Origin of the sequence: Arenimonas donghaensis DSM 18148 = HO3-R19 (assembly GCF_000743535.1) — a bacterium.
Classification (GTDB): domain Bacteria; phylum Pseudomonadota; class Gammaproteobacteria; order Xanthomonadales; family Xanthomonadaceae; genus Arenimonas; species Arenimonas donghaensis.
On sequence record NZ_AVCJ01000002.1, the window covers coordinates 85833 to 101623 of the forward strand.

At 69.3% G+C, this 15791-nt stretch carries 17 protein-coding genes; 13 read left to right on the forward strand and 4 right to left on the reverse strand.

Features of this window, described 5'->3' with window-relative positions; all coding sequences use genetic code 11:
• The first annotated feature begins 33 nt into the window (after positions 1-33).
• Positions 34-2094 carry a S9 family peptidase gene (locus tag N788_RS03060; RefSeq protein ID WP_034220873.1) on the forward strand — a complete coding sequence of 687 codons (2061 nt, stop codon included), beginning with the start codon at positions 34-36 and terminating at the stop codon, positions 2092-2094.
• 9 nt (positions 2095-2103) lie between these two features.
• Here N788_RS03060 and N788_RS03065 read toward each other — a convergent pair whose 3' ends face one another.
• Positions 2104-2760, reverse strand: a complete 657-nt coding sequence (locus tag N788_RS03065; protein WP_152560349.1) for a hypothetical protein — start codon at positions 2758-2760, stop codon at positions 2104-2106.
• Positions 2761-2806: 46 nt separating this feature from the next.
• On the opposite strand from N788_RS03065, the gene lptM reads away from it, so the two are divergent.
• From lptM to N788_RS03105, 9 genes are all read left to right on the forward strand, one after another.
• Entirely contained in the window at positions 2807-2920 is a 114-nt protein-coding gene (gene lptM / locus N788_RS15025; RefSeq protein WP_244444072.1) for an LPS translocon maturation chaperone LptM, read from the forward strand.
• Entirely contained in the window at positions 2917-3771 is an 855-nt protein-coding gene (gene dapF / locus N788_RS03070; protein ID WP_034220813.1) for a diaminopimelate epimerase, read from the forward strand. The genes lptM and dapF overlap by 4 nt, the downstream gene beginning before the upstream one ends.
• Complete coding sequence (locus N788_RS03075) at positions 3771-4445, forward strand: DUF484 family protein (RefSeq protein ID WP_034220874.1); 675 nt, start codon at positions 3771-3773, stop codon at positions 4443-4445. The genes dapF and N788_RS03075 overlap by 1 nt, the downstream gene beginning before the upstream one ends.
• Before the next feature lies 1 nt (position 4446).
• On the forward strand, positions 4447-5349 hold the full coding sequence (xerC, locus tag N788_RS03080; RefSeq protein ID WP_034220814.1) for a tyrosine recombinase XerC: 903 nt from the start codon (positions 4447-4449) through the stop codon (positions 5347-5349).
• Positions 5350-5476: 127 nt separating this feature from the next.
• The gene (hslV, locus tag N788_RS03085; protein ID WP_034220816.1) at positions 5477-6016 is read left to right on the forward strand and encodes an ATP-dependent protease subunit HslV; all 540 of its coding nucleotides are present in this window, start codon (positions 5477-5479) and stop codon (positions 6014-6016) included.
• Complete coding sequence (hslU, locus tag N788_RS03090) at positions 6016-7353, forward strand: ATP-dependent protease ATPase subunit HslU (protein WP_034220818.1); 1338 nt, start codon at positions 6016-6018, stop codon at positions 7351-7353. The genes hslV and hslU overlap by 1 nt, the downstream gene beginning before the upstream one ends.
• A gap of 70 nt (positions 7354-7423) precedes the next feature.
• A complete protein-coding gene (locus N788_RS03095) occupies positions 7424-8008 on the forward strand; it encodes an RNA polymerase sigma factor (RefSeq protein WP_084695863.1) in 585 nt (194 codons plus the stop codon).
• On the forward strand, positions 8005-8580 hold the full coding sequence (locus N788_RS03100; RefSeq protein WP_034220820.1) for a hypothetical protein: 576 nt from the start codon (positions 8005-8007) through the stop codon (positions 8578-8580). Before N788_RS03095 ends, N788_RS03100 begins: the two co-directional genes overlap by 4 nt.
• 16 nt (positions 8581-8596) lie before the next feature.
• The gene (locus N788_RS03105) at positions 8597-8947 is read left to right on the forward strand and encodes a gamma-butyrobetaine hydroxylase family protein (protein WP_034220822.1); all 351 of its coding nucleotides are present in this window, start codon (positions 8597-8599) and stop codon (positions 8945-8947) included.
• A 68-nt stretch (positions 8948-9015) separates the two neighbouring features.
• Here N788_RS03105 and arsC read toward each other — a convergent pair whose 3' ends face one another.
• Entirely contained in the window at positions 9016-9369 is a 354-nt protein-coding gene (arsC, locus tag N788_RS03110; RefSeq protein WP_034220824.1) for an arsenate reductase (glutaredoxin), read from the reverse strand.
• Between the two features lie 20 nt (positions 9370-9389).
• Here arsC and ubiE point away from each other — a divergent pair, with 20 nt between their 5' ends.
• The 3 genes from ubiE to N788_RS03125 are packed head-to-tail and all read left to right on the forward strand — an operon-like array spanning position 9390 to position 13051.
• Positions 9390-10148 carry a bifunctional demethylmenaquinone methyltransferase/2-methoxy-6-polyprenyl-1,4-benzoquinol methylase UbiE gene (gene ubiE / locus N788_RS03115; RefSeq protein WP_034220825.1) on the forward strand — a complete coding sequence of 253 codons (759 nt, stop codon included), beginning with the start codon at positions 9390-9392 and terminating at the stop codon, positions 10146-10148.
• A gap of 57 nt (positions 10149-10205) precedes the next feature.
• Entirely contained in the window at positions 10206-12110 is a 1905-nt protein-coding gene (locus tag N788_RS03120; protein ID WP_034220827.1) for a M1 family metallopeptidase, read from the forward strand.
• Positions 12107-13051 (forward strand): alpha/beta fold hydrolase, encoded by a 945-nt coding sequence (locus tag N788_RS03125; protein ID WP_051924303.1) that lies wholly within the window; start codon positions 12107-12109, stop codon positions 13049-13051. The genes N788_RS03120 and N788_RS03125 overlap by 4 nt, the downstream gene beginning before the upstream one ends.
• 114 nt (positions 13052-13165) lie before the next feature.
• On the opposite strand, the gene N788_RS03130 is transcribed toward N788_RS03125, so the two are convergent.
• Together N788_RS03130 and N788_RS03135 are read right to left on the reverse strand one after the other, a co-directional pair.
• The gene (locus N788_RS03130) at positions 13166-14899 is read right to left on the reverse strand and encodes a M28 family metallopeptidase (RefSeq protein WP_034220829.1); all 1734 of its coding nucleotides are present in this window, start codon (positions 14897-14899) and stop codon (positions 13166-13168) included.
• Positions 14900-15039: 140 nt separating this feature from the next.
• Positions 15040-15765 (reverse strand): DUF4097 family beta strand repeat-containing protein, encoded by a 726-nt coding sequence (locus N788_RS03135; RefSeq protein WP_051924304.1) that lies wholly within the window; start codon positions 15763-15765, stop codon positions 15040-15042.
• Between the last annotated feature and the right edge of the window lie 26 nt (positions 15766-15791).

The window sequence follows — 15791 nt, forward strand, 5'->3', positions numbered from 1 at the left end:
CCCACCGCGGCGCCCGCGCCCGCCGGGGCCGCGATGGCGGCCATGGCCTCGGCGCCGGTCGCGCAAAAGCGCGACTTCCTGGTCACGGCGCCGCACGGCGCGGCCCGCCAGGACGAGTACTACTGGCTGCGTGACGACACCCGCGAGGATGCCGACATGCTGGCCTACCTCCGGGCCGAAAACACCTGGGCCGACCAGGCCATGGCGCCGCTGGCGCCGCTGCAGCAGACCCTCTACGAGGAACTGGTCGGGCGGGTGAAGCAGGACGACGCCAGCGTGCCCTACCTCAAGGACGGTTACTGGTATTACACGCGCTACGAAACCGGCAAGGAATACCCCATCCACGCGCGCCGCAAGGGCAGCATGGATGCGCCGGAGCAGGTGATGTTCGACGTCAACCAGATGGCGGAAGGCAAGAGCTTCTTCCAGTTCGCGCGCATCGAGGTCAGTCCCGACGGCCGCCTGGCCGCCTTCACCTACGACGATGTCGGCCGCCGCCAGATGGTGGTGCAGGTCAAGGACCTGGCCAGCGGCGACGTGTTGCCCGATCGCATCACCGGCGCGTCCAACGGCCTGATGTGGGGAGACGACAACCGCACGCTCTACTACATCGAGAACGACCCGACCACGCTGCTCACCAAGCGCGTGAAGCGGCACCTGCTGGGCACGCCGGTGGCCAGCGACACGGTCGTTTACGAAGAGGCCGACGACACCTTCTACATGGGCATCGGCCGCACCCGTTCCGACGACTACCTTTGCATCGGCGTCAGCAGCACGGTGTCCTCGGAGACCCGCTGCACGCCGGCCGACGCGCCCGGCGAGTTCGCGGTGCTGGCGCCACGCCAGCGCGATTTCGAATACGAAGCAGACCACCTCAATGGCCGCTGGGTGTTCACCACCAACTGGGATGCCACCAATTTCAGGGTGATGTCGCTGGCCGATGGCCAGGCCTGGGGCGACCGCAACCTGTGGCGCGAAATGATCCCGCATTCGTCCGAGGTCCTGGTCTCGGGTGTCACGCTGTTCAATGATTTCCTGGTGGTGTCCGAACGCAGCGGCGGACTCCAGCGCCTGCGCCTGCGTGACTGGGACGGCGGCCGCGACGAGTTCGTGCAGGCCGACGAAGCGGCCTATTCGATGGGCCTGTCGGTCAATGCCGAGCCGGACACCGACTGGCTTCGCTACAGCTACACCTCGCTCACCACGCCGGCGACGACCTACGAGCTAAACACCCGGACCGGCGAGCGTCGCCTGCTGAAGGAACAGCCCGTCCTGGGCGGATTCGACAAGAACAACTACGCCACCGAGCGCCTCTGGGCGACGGCTCGCGACGGCACCAGGGTGCCGGTGTCGGTGCTTTACCGGAAGGGCTTCAAGAAGGACGGCAGCGCGCCGCTGTACCAATACAGCTACGGCTCCTACGGAAGCAGCAGCGACCCTCGCTTCAACGAGAACGTCATCAGCCTGGTCGATCGGGGCGTCGTTTACGCCGTGGCGCACATTCGTGGCGGCCAGGAAATGGGTCGGCAGTGGTACGAGGACGGCAAGCTGCTCAAGAAGGTCAATACCTTCACCGACTTCATTGACGTCACCGACCACCTGGTGGCCCAGGGCTATGCCGCCGAGGGCCGCGTGGCTGCGATGGGTGGCAGTGCCGGCGGCCTGCTGATGGGCGCGGTGGCCAACCTGGCGCCAGAAAAGTACGCCGCCATCGTCGCCCACGTGCCCTTCGTCGACGTGGTGACGACGATGCTCGACGAATCCATCCCGCTGACCACCAATGAGTTCGACGAGTGGGGAAACCCCAAGGACCCGGTCTACTACGAGTACATGCTGTCGTACTCGCCCTACGACCAGGTTACGTCACAGGCCTACCCGCCGATGCTGGTGACCACCGGCCTGTGGGACAGCCAGGTGCAATACTTCGAACCCGCCAAGTGGGTCGCTCGCCTGCGCGACCGCAAGACCGACGACAACCCGCTGCTGCTGCGCACGAACATGGAAGCCGGCCACGGTGGCAAGTCCGGGCGTTTCCAGCGCTACCACGAGCGCGCCGAAGAGTACGCCTTCGTGCTGCACCACCTGGGCGTCTGAGGCAGCGGGCTACCAGCCCGCTTGCTGGAGCAGCAGTTCGGTCCTGGGGTCGGCGGGCTTGGCGACGAGCCCGCCTCGGGGATTGAGCGACACCTCGTAGGTCGCACCGTCGAGCATCGGCAGGTAGGCGGCGCTGCCCCAGCGGGCGTCGGCCACCGGCAGGCCGGCCAGCCAGCGCTGACGGAACTCCCAGAAGTCCCAGCCTTCGCGCAGGTCGTGCACGCTGCGCTGGGCGACCAGTTCCTGCTTCGGGTCGCCGTAGCGTCCCGACAGGCGTTCGAAGCGGTACACCGGGCGCATGCCGGCCAGCTGGCCGGGCAGGGTCCAGCGGATCACCCGGGCATCGAGCTGCCATTCGTCGCCCAGGATTTCGAAGTGGCGCTCGGCCTGGCCCGGCCGGACCAGCGTGGCTTCGAAGCGCTGGCTGCCGAGCTGGCGCAGGCTGATCGTCGCCACCGGCACGTCGGCCGTCAGCCAGTGGTATTGCCGCAGCAGGCCGCCCAGTCCGGCCAGGGCCAGCGCCAGCAGCAGCGCCACCGCGCCCAGGAACCGGCCGAAGCCGCCCCGGCTGCCGCGCCGGCGCGTGCGGCGCGGCCGCAGCCACGGCAGCAGGCCCAGCGCGGCCAACAGGCCAGCGGCCAGGAACAGCCAGTTCGACAGCGGCATCGCGTCCTCCATTCGCCCGGGTCCTGCCCCGGACTATACTCGCCGGATGAAAACCGCTCGTATGTTCATGTTGCTGCTGAGCCTCGTCCTGGTCGCCGCCTGCGGCAACAAGGGCGAGCTGGTGCGTCCCGCCCAGGCCGAGACCGCCGCCGCGCCATGACCGGCGCCGCGACCCTGCGGTTCTCCAAGATGCATGGGGCGGGCAACGACTTCGTCGTGCTCGACCTGCGCGGCGGCCGCCCGGCGCCGACGCCGGCGCTGGCCCGCGCCCTGGGCGATCGCCACGCCGGGGTCGGCTTCGACCAGCTGCTCACCATCGAGGACCCGGGCCAGGCCGGGGCCGTCGCCCGCTACCGCATCTGGAACGCCGACGGTTCGGCCGCCCAGCAGTGCGGCAACGGGGCCCGCTGCGTCGCCGCCTGGCTGCAGCGCGACGGTGCCGCCGCCGGCGATGCCTTCGTGCTCGAGGCCCCGCCGGGGCCGGTGACCGTGCAGGCCCTGGGTGCGGGCCGATACGCCCTGGCCCTGGGTCGGCCACGTTTTGAGCCGGCCGACCTGCCGTTCCTGGCCGACGCGGCGCAGGCCAGCTACCGGCTGGACGTGGATGGCGAGGCGGTCGGATTCGGCATCGCCTCGATGGGCAACCCGCACGCCGTGCTCGAAGTCCCCGACGTCGCCACGGCCGAAGTCGGGCGCCTGGGCCCCGGGCTGCAGGCGCGCGCCGAATTCCCCGAAGGCGTGAACGTCGGATTCGCGCAGGTACTGGCGCCCGACCGTATCCGCCTGCGCGTGTACGAGCGCGGTGCCGGCGAAACCCTCGCCTGCGGCAGCGGCGCCTGCGCGGCGGTCGCCGTGCTGGCGCGACGCGGCCGGGTCGGCCGGCACGTGTTTGTCGAACTGCCCGGCGGCACCCTTGAAATCACCTGGCCCGGCGATGATTCGCCGGTCACCATGGCCGGACCCACCGCCTTCGTGTTCGAAGGCGACTTCCTGCTGGAGCAAAACGAATGATGGAAGAAAAGAACGAGCGCCTCGGCGCCCACGAAGTCGCCGCCTTCCTGCGCCGGCACCCGAAATTCCTGGGCCAGTTCCCGGACCTGGCGGTGACGCTGGTGGTGCCCAAGGAGGAAGGGCAGGCCGCTTCGCTGGCCAGCTACCAGCTCGACGTCCTGCGCGACAAGAACCGCGAGCTCACCCGGCGCCTGAACGAACTGTTCGCCAACGCCCAGGAAAACGAGCGCCTGGCCGTGCGCACCCACCAGCTGTCGCTGGCGCTCATGCGCGCCCGCGGCCCGGCCGAGACCCTGCGCACCATGGTCGCCGTGCTGGGCGAGGATTTCCGCGGCGAAGACGTGCGCGTGGTGCTGTTCGAGCCCGTCGAGGGGCTGCAGGCCGACTGGCTGCAGGTCATCGCCCGGGACGACAAGGCGCTGCAGCCGTTCCGTGATTTCCTGGCCGGCGGTGAACCGCTCACCGGTCGCCTCAACCAGGACAAGCTGGCCCTGCTGTTCGGCGACGACCAGGCCCGCGCCGCATCGGCGGTGCTGCTGCCGCTGCCGGACGTGGGCATGCTGGCGGTCGGCAGCGCCGACGCCAACCGGTTTTTCCCCGGCATGGGCACGCTGTTCCTGCGCCTGATGGCCGAATCGCTGGTGACGGCGCTGGGTCGTCCGCCCGGCGACTGACATGGCCGACGCCGCGCCGCTGCAGCCCGAGATCGACGCCTTCCTGGCCTGGCTCGCGGTCGAGCGGCGCATGTCGAAACACACGCTCGACGGCTATCGCCGCGACCTCGCCGACCTGGCCGGCTGGATGCGCGACAACGGCATCAGCGACTGGTCGCGCCTGCGCCAGGAAGCCCTGCGCGGCTACGTCGCGGGCGCGCACCGACGCGGCCTGTCGGGCAAGAGCCTGCAGCGCCGGCTTTCCGCGGTGCGCAGTTTCTACCGGTTCCTGAACCGCGAACGCGGCAGCCAGCTCAATCCGGCCCTGGGCCTGCGCGCACCCAAATCGCCGCGCAAGCTGCCGCAGGTGCTCGACCCGGACGAAGCCTCGCGCCTGGTCGAGGTTTCCACCGACGGGCCGCTCGGCCTGCGCGATCGCGCGATGCTGGAGTTGTTCTATTCCTCGGGCCTGCGCCTGTCCGAGCTGTGCGGCCTGCGCTGGCGCGGCCTGGACCTGGCCGATGGCCTGGTGACCGTGCTGGGCAAGGGCGGCAAGAGCCGGGTGGTGCCGGTCGGCAGCCATGCCCGCAAGGCACTGGATGACTGGAAAGCCGCGTCGGCGCCGGCCTCGCCCGATGCGCCGGTCTTCCCCGGCCGCCAGGGCGCGCCGATCAGCCCGCGCACCGTGCAGGTACGGCTGCGTGCGCTGGCGATGCAGCAGGGCCTGTTCAAGCGCGTGCATCCACATTTGCTGCGCCACAGTTTCGCCAGCCACATGCTCGAATCCAGCGGCGACCTGCGCGGCGTGCAGGAATTGCTCGGCCACGCCGACATCGCCACCACCCAGGTCTACACCCACCTCGACTACCAGCACCTGGCCAAGGTCTACGACGCCGCCCACCCCCGCGCCCGCCGCAAGAAGTAGCTTTTTTTTGTGGGAGGGACTTCAGTCCCGAAGCCCTTCGGGACTGAAGTCCCTCCCACAGTCGAGCCCGGGTTGAAGCCCGCCGGGCACGCCCCCACAACTGTCCGGAGCCCCCACGGAACCGCCCATGGACCCCACCGTCTTCCACGCCACCACCATCCTTTCAGTCCGCCGAGGCAACCAGGTCGTCGTCGCCGGCGATGGCCAGGTCACGCTGGGCAACACGGTGATGAAGGCCAACGCCCGCAAGGTCCGCAAGCTGGCCGGCGGCAAGGTCGTCGCCGGATTCGCTGGCGCCGCGGCCGACGCCTTCACGCTGTTTGAACTCTTCGAAGCCAAACTCGACCAGCACGGCGGCCAGCTGGTCCGCGCGGCCGTCGAGATGGCCAAGGAATGGCGCACCGACCGCCGCCTGGGCAAGCTCGAGGCGCTGCTGGCGGTGGCCGACAAGGACAGCTCGCTGGTGATCTCGGGGAACGGTGATGTTATCGAGCCTGAAGACGGCATCGTCGCGATCGGCTCGGGCGGCCCCTTCGCCCTGGCCGCGGCGCGGGCGCTGTACCACCACACCGAACTCGACGCGCGCGCCATCGCAGAAGCCGCGCTCAACGTCGCCGGCGACATCTGCATCTACACCAATCGCAACATCGTGATCGAGGAACTGTGATGTCCGAGCTGACCCCCCGCGAAATCGTCGGCGAGCTCGACCGCTACATCATCGGCCAGGCCGACGCCAAGCGCGCTGTCGCCATCGCCCTGCGCAACCGCTGGCGGCGCATGCAGCTCGAACCCTCCCTGCGTGACGAGGTGATGCCCAAGAACATCCTGATGATCGGTCCCACCGGCGTCGGCAAGACCGAGATCGCCCGCCGCCTGGCGGCGCTGGCCAACGCGCCCTTCGTCAAGGTCGAGGCCACGCGTTTCACCGAAGTCGGTTACGTCGGCAAGGACGTCGAACAGATCATCCGCGACCTGGCCGACATGGCGGTGAAGATGTACCGCGAACAGGCCAAGCTGCGCGTGCGCACCCAGGCCGAGGAACGCGCCGAAGATCGTGTCCTGGACGCCCTGCTGCCCAAGCGCCGCGGGCCGGGTTTCGCCATCGAGGTCAATGCCGAGGGCGAGAACGAAACCCGCAACAAGCTGCGCCGCCAGCTGCGCCAGGGCGAACTCGACGAGCGCGAGATCGAACTTGAACTGCAGCCGCCGATGGGCGCCGGCATGGACATCATGACCCCGCCGGGCATGGAGGAAATGGGCCAGCAGCTGCGCCAGATGTTCCAGTCCATGGGCGGCGGCAAATCCCAGAAGCGCACGCTGGCGATCAAGCTGGCGCTGCCGATGCTGGTCGAGGAAGAAGCCGGCAAGCTGGTCAACGAAGAAGAAATCCGCGCCCAGGCCATCGCCGCCTGCGAGCAGAACGGCATCGTCTTCATCGACGAAATCGACAAGGTCGCCAAGCGCCAGGACGTGCAGGGCGGCGACGTCAGCCGCGAAGGCGTGCAGCGCGACCTGCTGCCCCTGGTCGAAGGCTCGACGGTGAGCACCAAGTACGGTTCGATCAAGACCGACCACATCCTGTTCATCGCCTCGGGCGCCTTCCACGTCGCCAAGCCGTCCGACCTGATCCCGGAACTGCAGGGCCGCTTCCCGATCCGGGTCGAGCTGGGCGCGCTCAGCCGCGACGACTTCAGGCGCATCCTCACCGAGCCAAGGAACGCCCTGGTGCGCCAGTACATGGCGCTGCTGGCCACCGAGGGCGTGAACATCGGCTTCGACGACGACGCCATCGACCGCCTGGCCGAGATCGCCTTCCTGATCAACGAGCGCCAGGAAAACATCGGCGCCCGCCGCCTGCACACGGTGCTCGAGAAGCTGCTCGAAAAGCTCAGCTTCGAGGCCCCCGACAAGGGAGGGCTGTCGCTGATGGTCGACCGCGCCATGGTCGACGACCAGCTCGGCGACGCCGTCCAGGACCCGGACCTGAGCCGCTACATCCTCTGAGCCCTGGACATGGCTGTCAGGTTTCCAGCGGGGGGCGGGTCTATGGCATTACGTGACCCTGGAACCCGCCATGCCCGCCGTCCTCGCCCTTGCCAACCTGGCCGCCAGCCCGCCGGCGCCGCGCCCGCGGCCGGCGCCTGAGCCGCCGTCCACCGTGGCCAGCGCCGACCTGCCGCGCATCGAGGACGTGCTTCGCGAACACGGCGCCATGCTTTCGCGCATCGCCGGCAGCTACGAGTCCGAACCGGCCCGCCGCGACGACCTGCTGCAGGAAATCAGCCTGGCGGTCTGGAAGGCGCTGCCGGCCTGGCGCGGGGATGCCTCGCTGCGCACCTTCGCCGCCCGGGTCGCCCACAACCGCGCCCTGGACCACCTGACCCGGGAAAAACGCGCCCAGGGTGAAGAACTGCGCGACGAACACCCCGATCCGGGCACCAGCCCGGTGCGCCACGCCGAAGCCCACCAGCAGCGCAGCGACCTGGTCGCCGCCGTGCGCCGGCTGCCGCTGGGCCAGCGCCAGGTCGTGGTGCTGGCGCTGGAAGGATTCTCGCAGCGCGAAATCGCCGACAGCCTGGGCCTGGAGGAAAACACCGTCACCCAGCGCCTGTCGCGCGCCCGGCGACAACTCAACGATTGGCTGGGAGCCCGCGCATGAATGCCAACAAGGACTGGGACGCGCTGTCGGCCACCTGGCAGCAGCAGGCCACGCAGACGATCGACGTCGAGGCCCTGCGCCGCGAGGCGGTTCGCCGCGGACGCACCCTGCGGCTGACGGTCTGGCTGGAGACGGGCCTGACGGCGCTGGTCGTGCTCGTCTGCGCGGTGGTGGCGCTTGCACCGTCGAGCGACGCCTTCGAACGCGGCCTGTTCGCCGGTCTGGCGGTGCTGATGACCGCCTACCAGGCCTACATGGTCTGGCTGCGCCGCCGCGAGTGGAGCGAAGCCGGCCTCGACGCCACCGCCCTGCTGGACCTGGAGCTGCGCCGCTGCGCCACCACGCTCTACTACTGGCGTTTTGGCATGTGGTCGGTGCTGGGGCTTTGGCTGGCCCTGTTCGGTGCCTGGCTGTGGATGATCGGCCAGCCGGATCCGAACGCCAGCGCCGAGGGCCTCATGGGCGGCCTGTACGCCAACGTCGTGGTGATCCCGGCCATCGGCGTTTACGGTCTCTGGCGAAGCCGGCAGGCCCGCCGTCGCCGCGAACGCCTGCTGGCCCTGCGCAACTAGCCGATACAATGCGGCGATGAACCCGCGCCCGACCGACATCGTCCTGCACCAGGCCTCGCACGTGCTGGAGGTGGCCTTCGACGACGGCCGCCGCTTCCGCCTGCCCTGCGAATACCTGCGGGTGGAATCGCCCAGCGCCGAGGTCCAGGGCCATGGCCCGGGCCAGAAGGTGCTGGTGGCCGGCAAGCGCGACGTCAACATCCGGGCCGTCGAACCGGTCGGCCACTACGCCGTGCTGCTGCGGTTCGACGACGGCCACGAAAGCGGCCTCTACAGCTGGAAGCTGCTGGCGACCCTGGGCGAAGAACACGCCACCCGCTGGCCCGCCTACCTGGCCGCCCTGGAAGCCGCCGGCCTGTCCCGCTGACCCACGTCCTTGTGGGAGGGACTTCAGTCCCGAAGCCCTTCGGGACTGAAGTCCCTCCCACAGGTGGGCTAGAGCAGCTCCAAGAGCCGCTCCGTCGGCCGCCCAATCACCGCCCGGTCGCCGACCTCCAGCACCGGCCGTTCGATCAGCCGCGGATGCGCCGCCAGCAGCGCCGCCCACTCGGCGGCCGGGCGCTCGTCGTCGGCCGACAGCCCCAGGGCCCTGGCCTGGTCTTCCTTGAACCGCACCAGCTGCCGCGGGTCGCCGCCCAGCTTGCCCATCAGGGCTTCGACCTGGGCCGGGGAGGGCGCCTGCCCCAGGTAATCCACCACCTCGGCCGTCACGCCGCGCCCGGCCAGCAGCTGCATGGCCTCGCGGGACTTGCTGCAGCGGGGGTTGTGCCAGATTCGTATCGTTTCCATGGGCGAATTATACTTCCCCGATGGACGACAAGGCCCCGCAGGACACCACCCACTTCGGCTTTCGCGACGTGCCGGTGGGCGAGAAGAAAAAGCTGGTCGGCGAGGTCTTCAGCTCGGTCGCGCGCCAGTACGACCTGATGAACGACCTGATGTCCCTGGGCATCCACCGGGTCTGGAAGCGTTATTTCGTCGGCACCTCCGGCGTCAAGCGCGGCGACCGCGTGCTCGACCTGGCCGGCGGCACCGGCGACATCGCCGCGCTGCTGCACGACCGCGTCGGCGACACCGGCAGCGTCGTGCTCGGCGACATCAACGCCCAGATGCTCGGCGTCGGCCGCGACCGCCTCACCGACCGCGGCCTGGTCCGCGGGCTTGAATACGTCCAGCTCAACGCCGAGGCGCTGCCGTTCCCGGACGCCAGCTTCGACCTGGTCACCATCGCCTTCGGCCTGCGCAACGTCACCGAGAAGGCCAACGCCCTGCGCGAGATGCACCGCGTGCTCAAGGTCGGCGGCCGCGCCCTGGTGCTGGAGTTCTCGCAGGTCAAGCCTGAATGGTTCCGCCCGGTCTACGACTTCCACTCCTTCCAGGTGCTGCCGCGCCTGGGCAAGCTGTTCGCCAACGACGCCGACAGCTACCAGTACCTGGCCGAGTCGATCCGCAAGCACCCGCCGCAGGACGAGCTCCGGGCCATGATGGAAACCGCCGGCTTTCACCGCTGCGACTACCGCAACCTCAGCGCCGGCATCTGCGCCATCCACTCCGGCTACCGGGTCTAGGGGCTGCCACCCGGTTCCTGCGCTAGAATCGGACGGTCCCGCCGTACGGAAACGCCCATGCGCCGCCCCAGCCTCCTGCTCGCCCTGCTGCTGACCCTGCCTGCCTTCGCCCAGGCGCCTGCCCAGGCCCCGGCCGAAGACGACCGCCGCAGCGATGAACATTCCTATGCCCAGCCCGACAAGGTGCGCATCGGCGACCTGGCGCTGGACCTGGCCGTTGACTTCGCCGACCGCCAGCTCGCGGGCCATGCCACCCTCACCCTGGCCTGGGCCGACCCCGAGGCGACCGAGCTGGTGCTCGACACCCGCGACCTGGCCATCGAGCGCGTCGAGGCCCGCAACGGCAGCCGCAAGTGGCGCGAGGTCGAATTCGCCCTGGCCGCGGAGGACGAGCGCTTCGGCAGCAAGCTGACCGTCAGCCTGCCGCGCCAGTACGAACAGGTGCGCATCCACTACGCCACCTCGCCCGAGGCCTCCGGCCTGCAGTGGCTGGCGCCGAGCATGACCTCGGGTGGCAAGACGCCCTTCATGTTCAGCCAGTCGCAGGCCATCCACGCCCGCAGCTGGGTGCCGCTGCAGGACACGCCCTCGGTGCGCTTCACCTACACCGCGCGCATCCGCACCCCGGCCGACGTGATGGCGCTGATGAGCGCCGACAACGACCCGCAGGCCGCGCGCGACGGCGACTACAGCTTCACCATGCCCCAGGCCATTCCCAGCTACCTGATGGCGATCGCCGCCGGCGACCTGGTGTTCAAGCCCATCTCCGATCGCGTCGGCGTCTGGGCCGAGCCGCAGGTCGTCGACCGCGCGGTCAAGGAGTTCGAAGACACCGAGCGCATGATCGAGGTCACCGAGTCGCTCTACGGCCCCTACCGCTGGGAGCGCTACGACCTGCTGATCCTGCCGCCGTCCTTCCCCTTCGGCGGCATGGAAAACCCGCGCCTGAGCTTCATCACGCCCACCGTCATCGTCGGCGACAAGTCGCTGGTGTCGCTGATCGCGCACGAGCTGGCGCATTCGTGGTCGGGCAACCTGGTCACCAATGCGACCTGGAAGGACATGTGGCTCAACGAGGGTTTCACCAGCTACGTCGAGAACCGCATCGTCGAGGAACTGTTCGGCAAGGCCCGGGCGGACATGGAGTTCACCATCAGCCGCAATGGCCTGCGCGAAGAGCTCAAGGACATCCCCGAAGAACGGCAGGTGCTGATGCTGCCGGCGCGCGCCGGCTCCGACCCCGAAGACGCGCTCGGCGCGGTGGCCTACGACAAGGGCGCCTGGTTCCTGCAGTTCCTGGAACAGCGCTTCGGCCGCGAGACCTTCGACGCCTTCCTGCGCAGCTGGTTCGACCAGCACGCGTTCCAGTCCGCCACCAGTGAACAGTTCCTGGCCTTCCTCGAAGCAGAACTGATGGCCAGGCAGCCCGACGCGGTGACCCGCGAGGAAGTGATGACCTGGCTGACCGCGCCCGGCATCCCCGACTTCGCGCCCGCGATCGAATCGCCGCGTTTCGCCGCCGTCGATGCCGCGCGCGCCGACTGGCTGAAGAACCGCAAGACCGCCCGCGACCTGCCCACCGCCGAATGGACCACCCAGGAGTGGGTGTATTTCCTCGAGGGCATGCCCGAGTCGCTGGAGCCGGCCCGGATGGTCGAACTCGACCAGGCCTTCCGCTTCACCGGTACTTCCAACGGCGAACTGGCCCAGCGCTGGTACCCGCTGTCCGAGCGCAGCGAATACTTCGAGGCGCGTCCGGCGATGTCGCTGTTCCTGCGCAAGATCGGTCGCCGCAAGCTGATCATGCCGACCTACGAGGCCCTGGTGGCCAGCGAGGAAGGCCTGGCTTTCGCGACCCAGGTCTACGCGATGTCGAAGGCGGGATACCACCCGATTACCCAGGGCTCGGTCGAAGCCATGCTGGCCAAGGCCCGCAAGGCGACGGAAGAATCCACGAAATGAGTTCCGGGCGCGCGGCGCGTCCGCGCAAGCTGCTGCTGGCCGGCGCCCTGGGCGTGACCATCGGGGCCCTGGGCCTGGCCGCCAGCGCGCCCGAGCGGGTGCTCCAGGCCGAATTCGCCCGCCAGCGCTGGCTGGCCGGCGCCGAGCCGCTGGATTTCGAAATCGCCGGGCACCGCTGGGCCAGCCTGGCCGCCGGCCCGGTCGACGCGCCCCTGGTGGTGCTGGTGCATGGCTTCACCGGCAGCAAGGAAAACTGGCTGCCACTGATGCGCGAGCTGTCGCGCGAGCACCGCGTGCTGGCCGTCGACCTGCCGGGCTGGGGCGAAAGCGACCGGCTGGCCGGCACCGACTACGGCCCGGCCGCCCAGGCGGCGCGCCTGGCGGCCTTCATCAAGGCCCTGCCGCAGGCGCCGGAAATGGTGGTCGGGCACTCGATGGGCGGCCAGATCGTCGGCCTGCTGGCCGCGCGCCATCCCCGGACCGCGCCGCGCATCGTGCTGATGTCCTCGGCCGGAGTGCGCTACAGCGAAAACGCCTTCGCCAACGCCGTGCTGGCCGGCGAGAACCCGTTCCAGGTGACCAACCGCGCCGAACTCAAGCGCTACCTGGGCATCGTCTTCGCCGACCCGCCGTTCGTGCCGTGGCCGGCCAGCGAGGCCCTGGTGCGGCGCCGTCGTGCCGATGCCGATTTCGAACAGCGCGTGCTCGACGGCATCGGCCGCGGCCCCGACGCCTTCGCACTGGAAGCCGAGCTGGGCAACATCAGCGCCCCGACCCTGCTGCTGTGGTGCCGGGAGGACAAGGTGATCGACATCAGCGCCGCCGAGGTTTTCGCCCGAGGCATCCCGGAAAGCCGCACCGTCATCCTCAGCGGCTGTGGCCACATGCCGATGATGGCCCAGCCCCGCAACGTCGCCGAAGCCCTGCGCAATTTCATGTGACCCCTGTGGGAGGGACTTCAGTCCCGAAAGCCTTTCGGGACTGAAGTCCCTCCCACAGGGGGCGAAAGAAAAAGGCCGCCCGGAGGCGGCCTTTTCCGTCAAGCAACCACGAACCTACTCCCCGGCGCGCGACGCGTCGCGGGCGGCCTTGAAGGCGTTGCCTTCGACGTAGTTCGGCCAGGCCTCGTTGCCGGCCAGTTCGCGGCCCACGCCATAGAGCGCCTGCAGGTCCTGCACGACGCCGCGCAGGTCCCAGTTCGGGTCGTACTCGTCGGCGGCCTTGTGGTAGGCGACGTTCTGGTAGTTCGCCTGGACCTGGCGGCCGTAGTCCTTGCCCTTCTCGACGTGGTCGATGCCGCCCTTGGCGTACAGGGCCGGCACGCCGTACTTGGCGAAGCTGAAGTGGTCGGAGCGGAAGAAGAAGCCCTTCTCGACGCTGTCCTCTTCCACCAGCACGCGGTCCTGGGCCTCGGCGATCGGGCGCAGCACCTCGTCCAGCTCGCTGTTGCCCAGGCCGATCACCACGAAGTCCCGGGTCGGGCCGACGACGGACATCGCGTCCAGGTTCACCACCGCCACCGTGTCCTTGAGCGCAATGGCCGGGTTGGCGGCGTAGTACTTCGAACCCAGCAGGCCGGACTCTTCCAGGGTCACCAGCAGGAACACCACCGAACGCGCCGGCTGCGGGTCCTGCACGGTGAAGGCTTCGGCGATCTCCAGCACGCCGGCGACGCCGGTGGCGTTGTCGATGGCGCCGTTGTAGATGTGGTCCTCGCCTTCGCCGGCGGCTTCACCGCCGTGGGCGGCGCCGTGGTCGCCCAGGTGGTCCCAGTGCGCGGTGTAGACGATGGCTTCGTCCGGACGCTCGGTGCCCGGCAGCTTGGCCAGGATGTTGCGCGAGCTGCTTTCCTTGATGGTCGAGTTGAGCGTGGCGCTGAAGGTCGCGTCGCCCAGGTCCACGGCGGTGAAGCCGGGCTGGTTGGCGGCGGTGCGCAGCGCGGCCAGGTCCAGGCCGGCGTCGGCGAACAGCTGCTCGGCGACTTCACCCGTGATCCAGCCCTGCATCGGCAGGCGCGGTTCCGGGTCGTCCGCCGCGGTCAGGTCGTACTGCGCGCCCGACCAGCTGTTCTTCACCACGTCCCAGCCGTAACCGGCGCCGGCATCGTCGTGGATGATCAGCGCGGCGGCGGCGCCCTGGCGGGCGGCTTCTTCGTACTTGTAGGTCCAGCGGCCGTAGTAGGTCATCTTCTTGCCGCTGAAGAGTTCCTCGCTGCCGACGTGGAAGCCCGGGTCGTTGACCAGCATGACCACGGTCTTGCCCTTCACGTCCAGGCCTTCGTAGTCGTTCCAGTCGACTTCCGGGGCGTTGACGCCGTAGCCCACGAACACCATTTCGCTGGCGTCCACCGACACCTGCGGCTGCGCGGTGCGGGTGCCCAGGGCCATCTGGCTGCCAAAGGCCAACGGGCGGTCTTCGCCGCCCAGGGTGATCCTGGCGCCGGAGGTCGATTCGTCGGCGGTGGTTTCCACCATGGCCACGTCCTGGAACCAGCTGTCGCCGTTACCCGGCTGCAGGCCGAGGCGCTCGAACTGGGCGACCAGGTAGTCGGCGGTCAATTGCTCGCCCTCGGTGCCCGGGGCGCGGCCGCCGAATTCGTCGGACGAGAGCACCTTCACGTGGGCGGCGAAGTCTTCCGCGGAGATCTCCGGACCAAAGCCGTGGTCGGCCGAAGGCGCGGCGCGCGCGGCCGGTGCAGCAGCGGCGGCGGCGTCGTCGGCCGGCTCCGGGGCCGGGCTGCAGGCGGACAGCGCCAGCGCCGCGGCGGCAAACAGCAGGGTGTGCTTCATGCGTGGGGTCTCCAGCTGAACGGAAACCCCGATTCTAGCGCCATCGCCACCTCATTGTAGGAGCGCCTTCAGGCGCGAATCTTTGCCATGCCCAAGGCAAGGCATCGCGGCTGAAGCCGCTCCTACAGGGGTGGGATGGGTCACTCCTGGCGCGGGGCGTCCGGGCTGTCGATCATGCGCGGCGACACGCCCGACTGCTTGCCGACCTTCGCGTCCGGGTGGACGTACAGCTCCACCTCGTGTTCGAAGACCATCTCACCGCCGACCACCGAGCCGGCGCCGATGACGATGCGCGGCAGGCGCTTGTTCGACGAGGACCACCAGCTCCGGTTGGGCTTTTCCACCCGCAGCCCGCCGCGCACGGTGGCGGCGTCGAGCGTGATGTCGCCGTTGACGGTGAGTACGTGGCCGGCGACCTCGGCGCGATCGAGGTGGATGGCGCCGTTGACGTTTTCGACGTCGCCGCCGATCACCACGCCGGCTTCGGTGCGCACGGCGCCGTTGACGATCTCGACGTCGTTGGCGACGCGGGCGTCGCGGCCGAGCTTCACGGCGCCGTTCACGGCTTCGATCGACCGGGCGCTGGCGCCTTGCCCCAGGCGGATGCTGCCGTTGACGGTCTCGGCGTCACCCACGCTGGCCCTGTCCTCGATCTTGATGCCGCCATTGACGGTTTCCGCCTGGCGCACGGTGGCGCCCTCGCGGATGGTGATGCCGCCGTTGACGCTGGAAAGCGAACCGTAGTCACGGCCCGCTTCAGCGGTGATGCCGCCGAAGACCTTGTCGATGTCCTCGTCGGCGATGGCCGGCGCGGCCGCCAGGGCCAGGGACAGGGAGACGACGGCGGCGAGGGGACGAATACGCATGGTGTGGCTCCTTGGGAATTACCCGT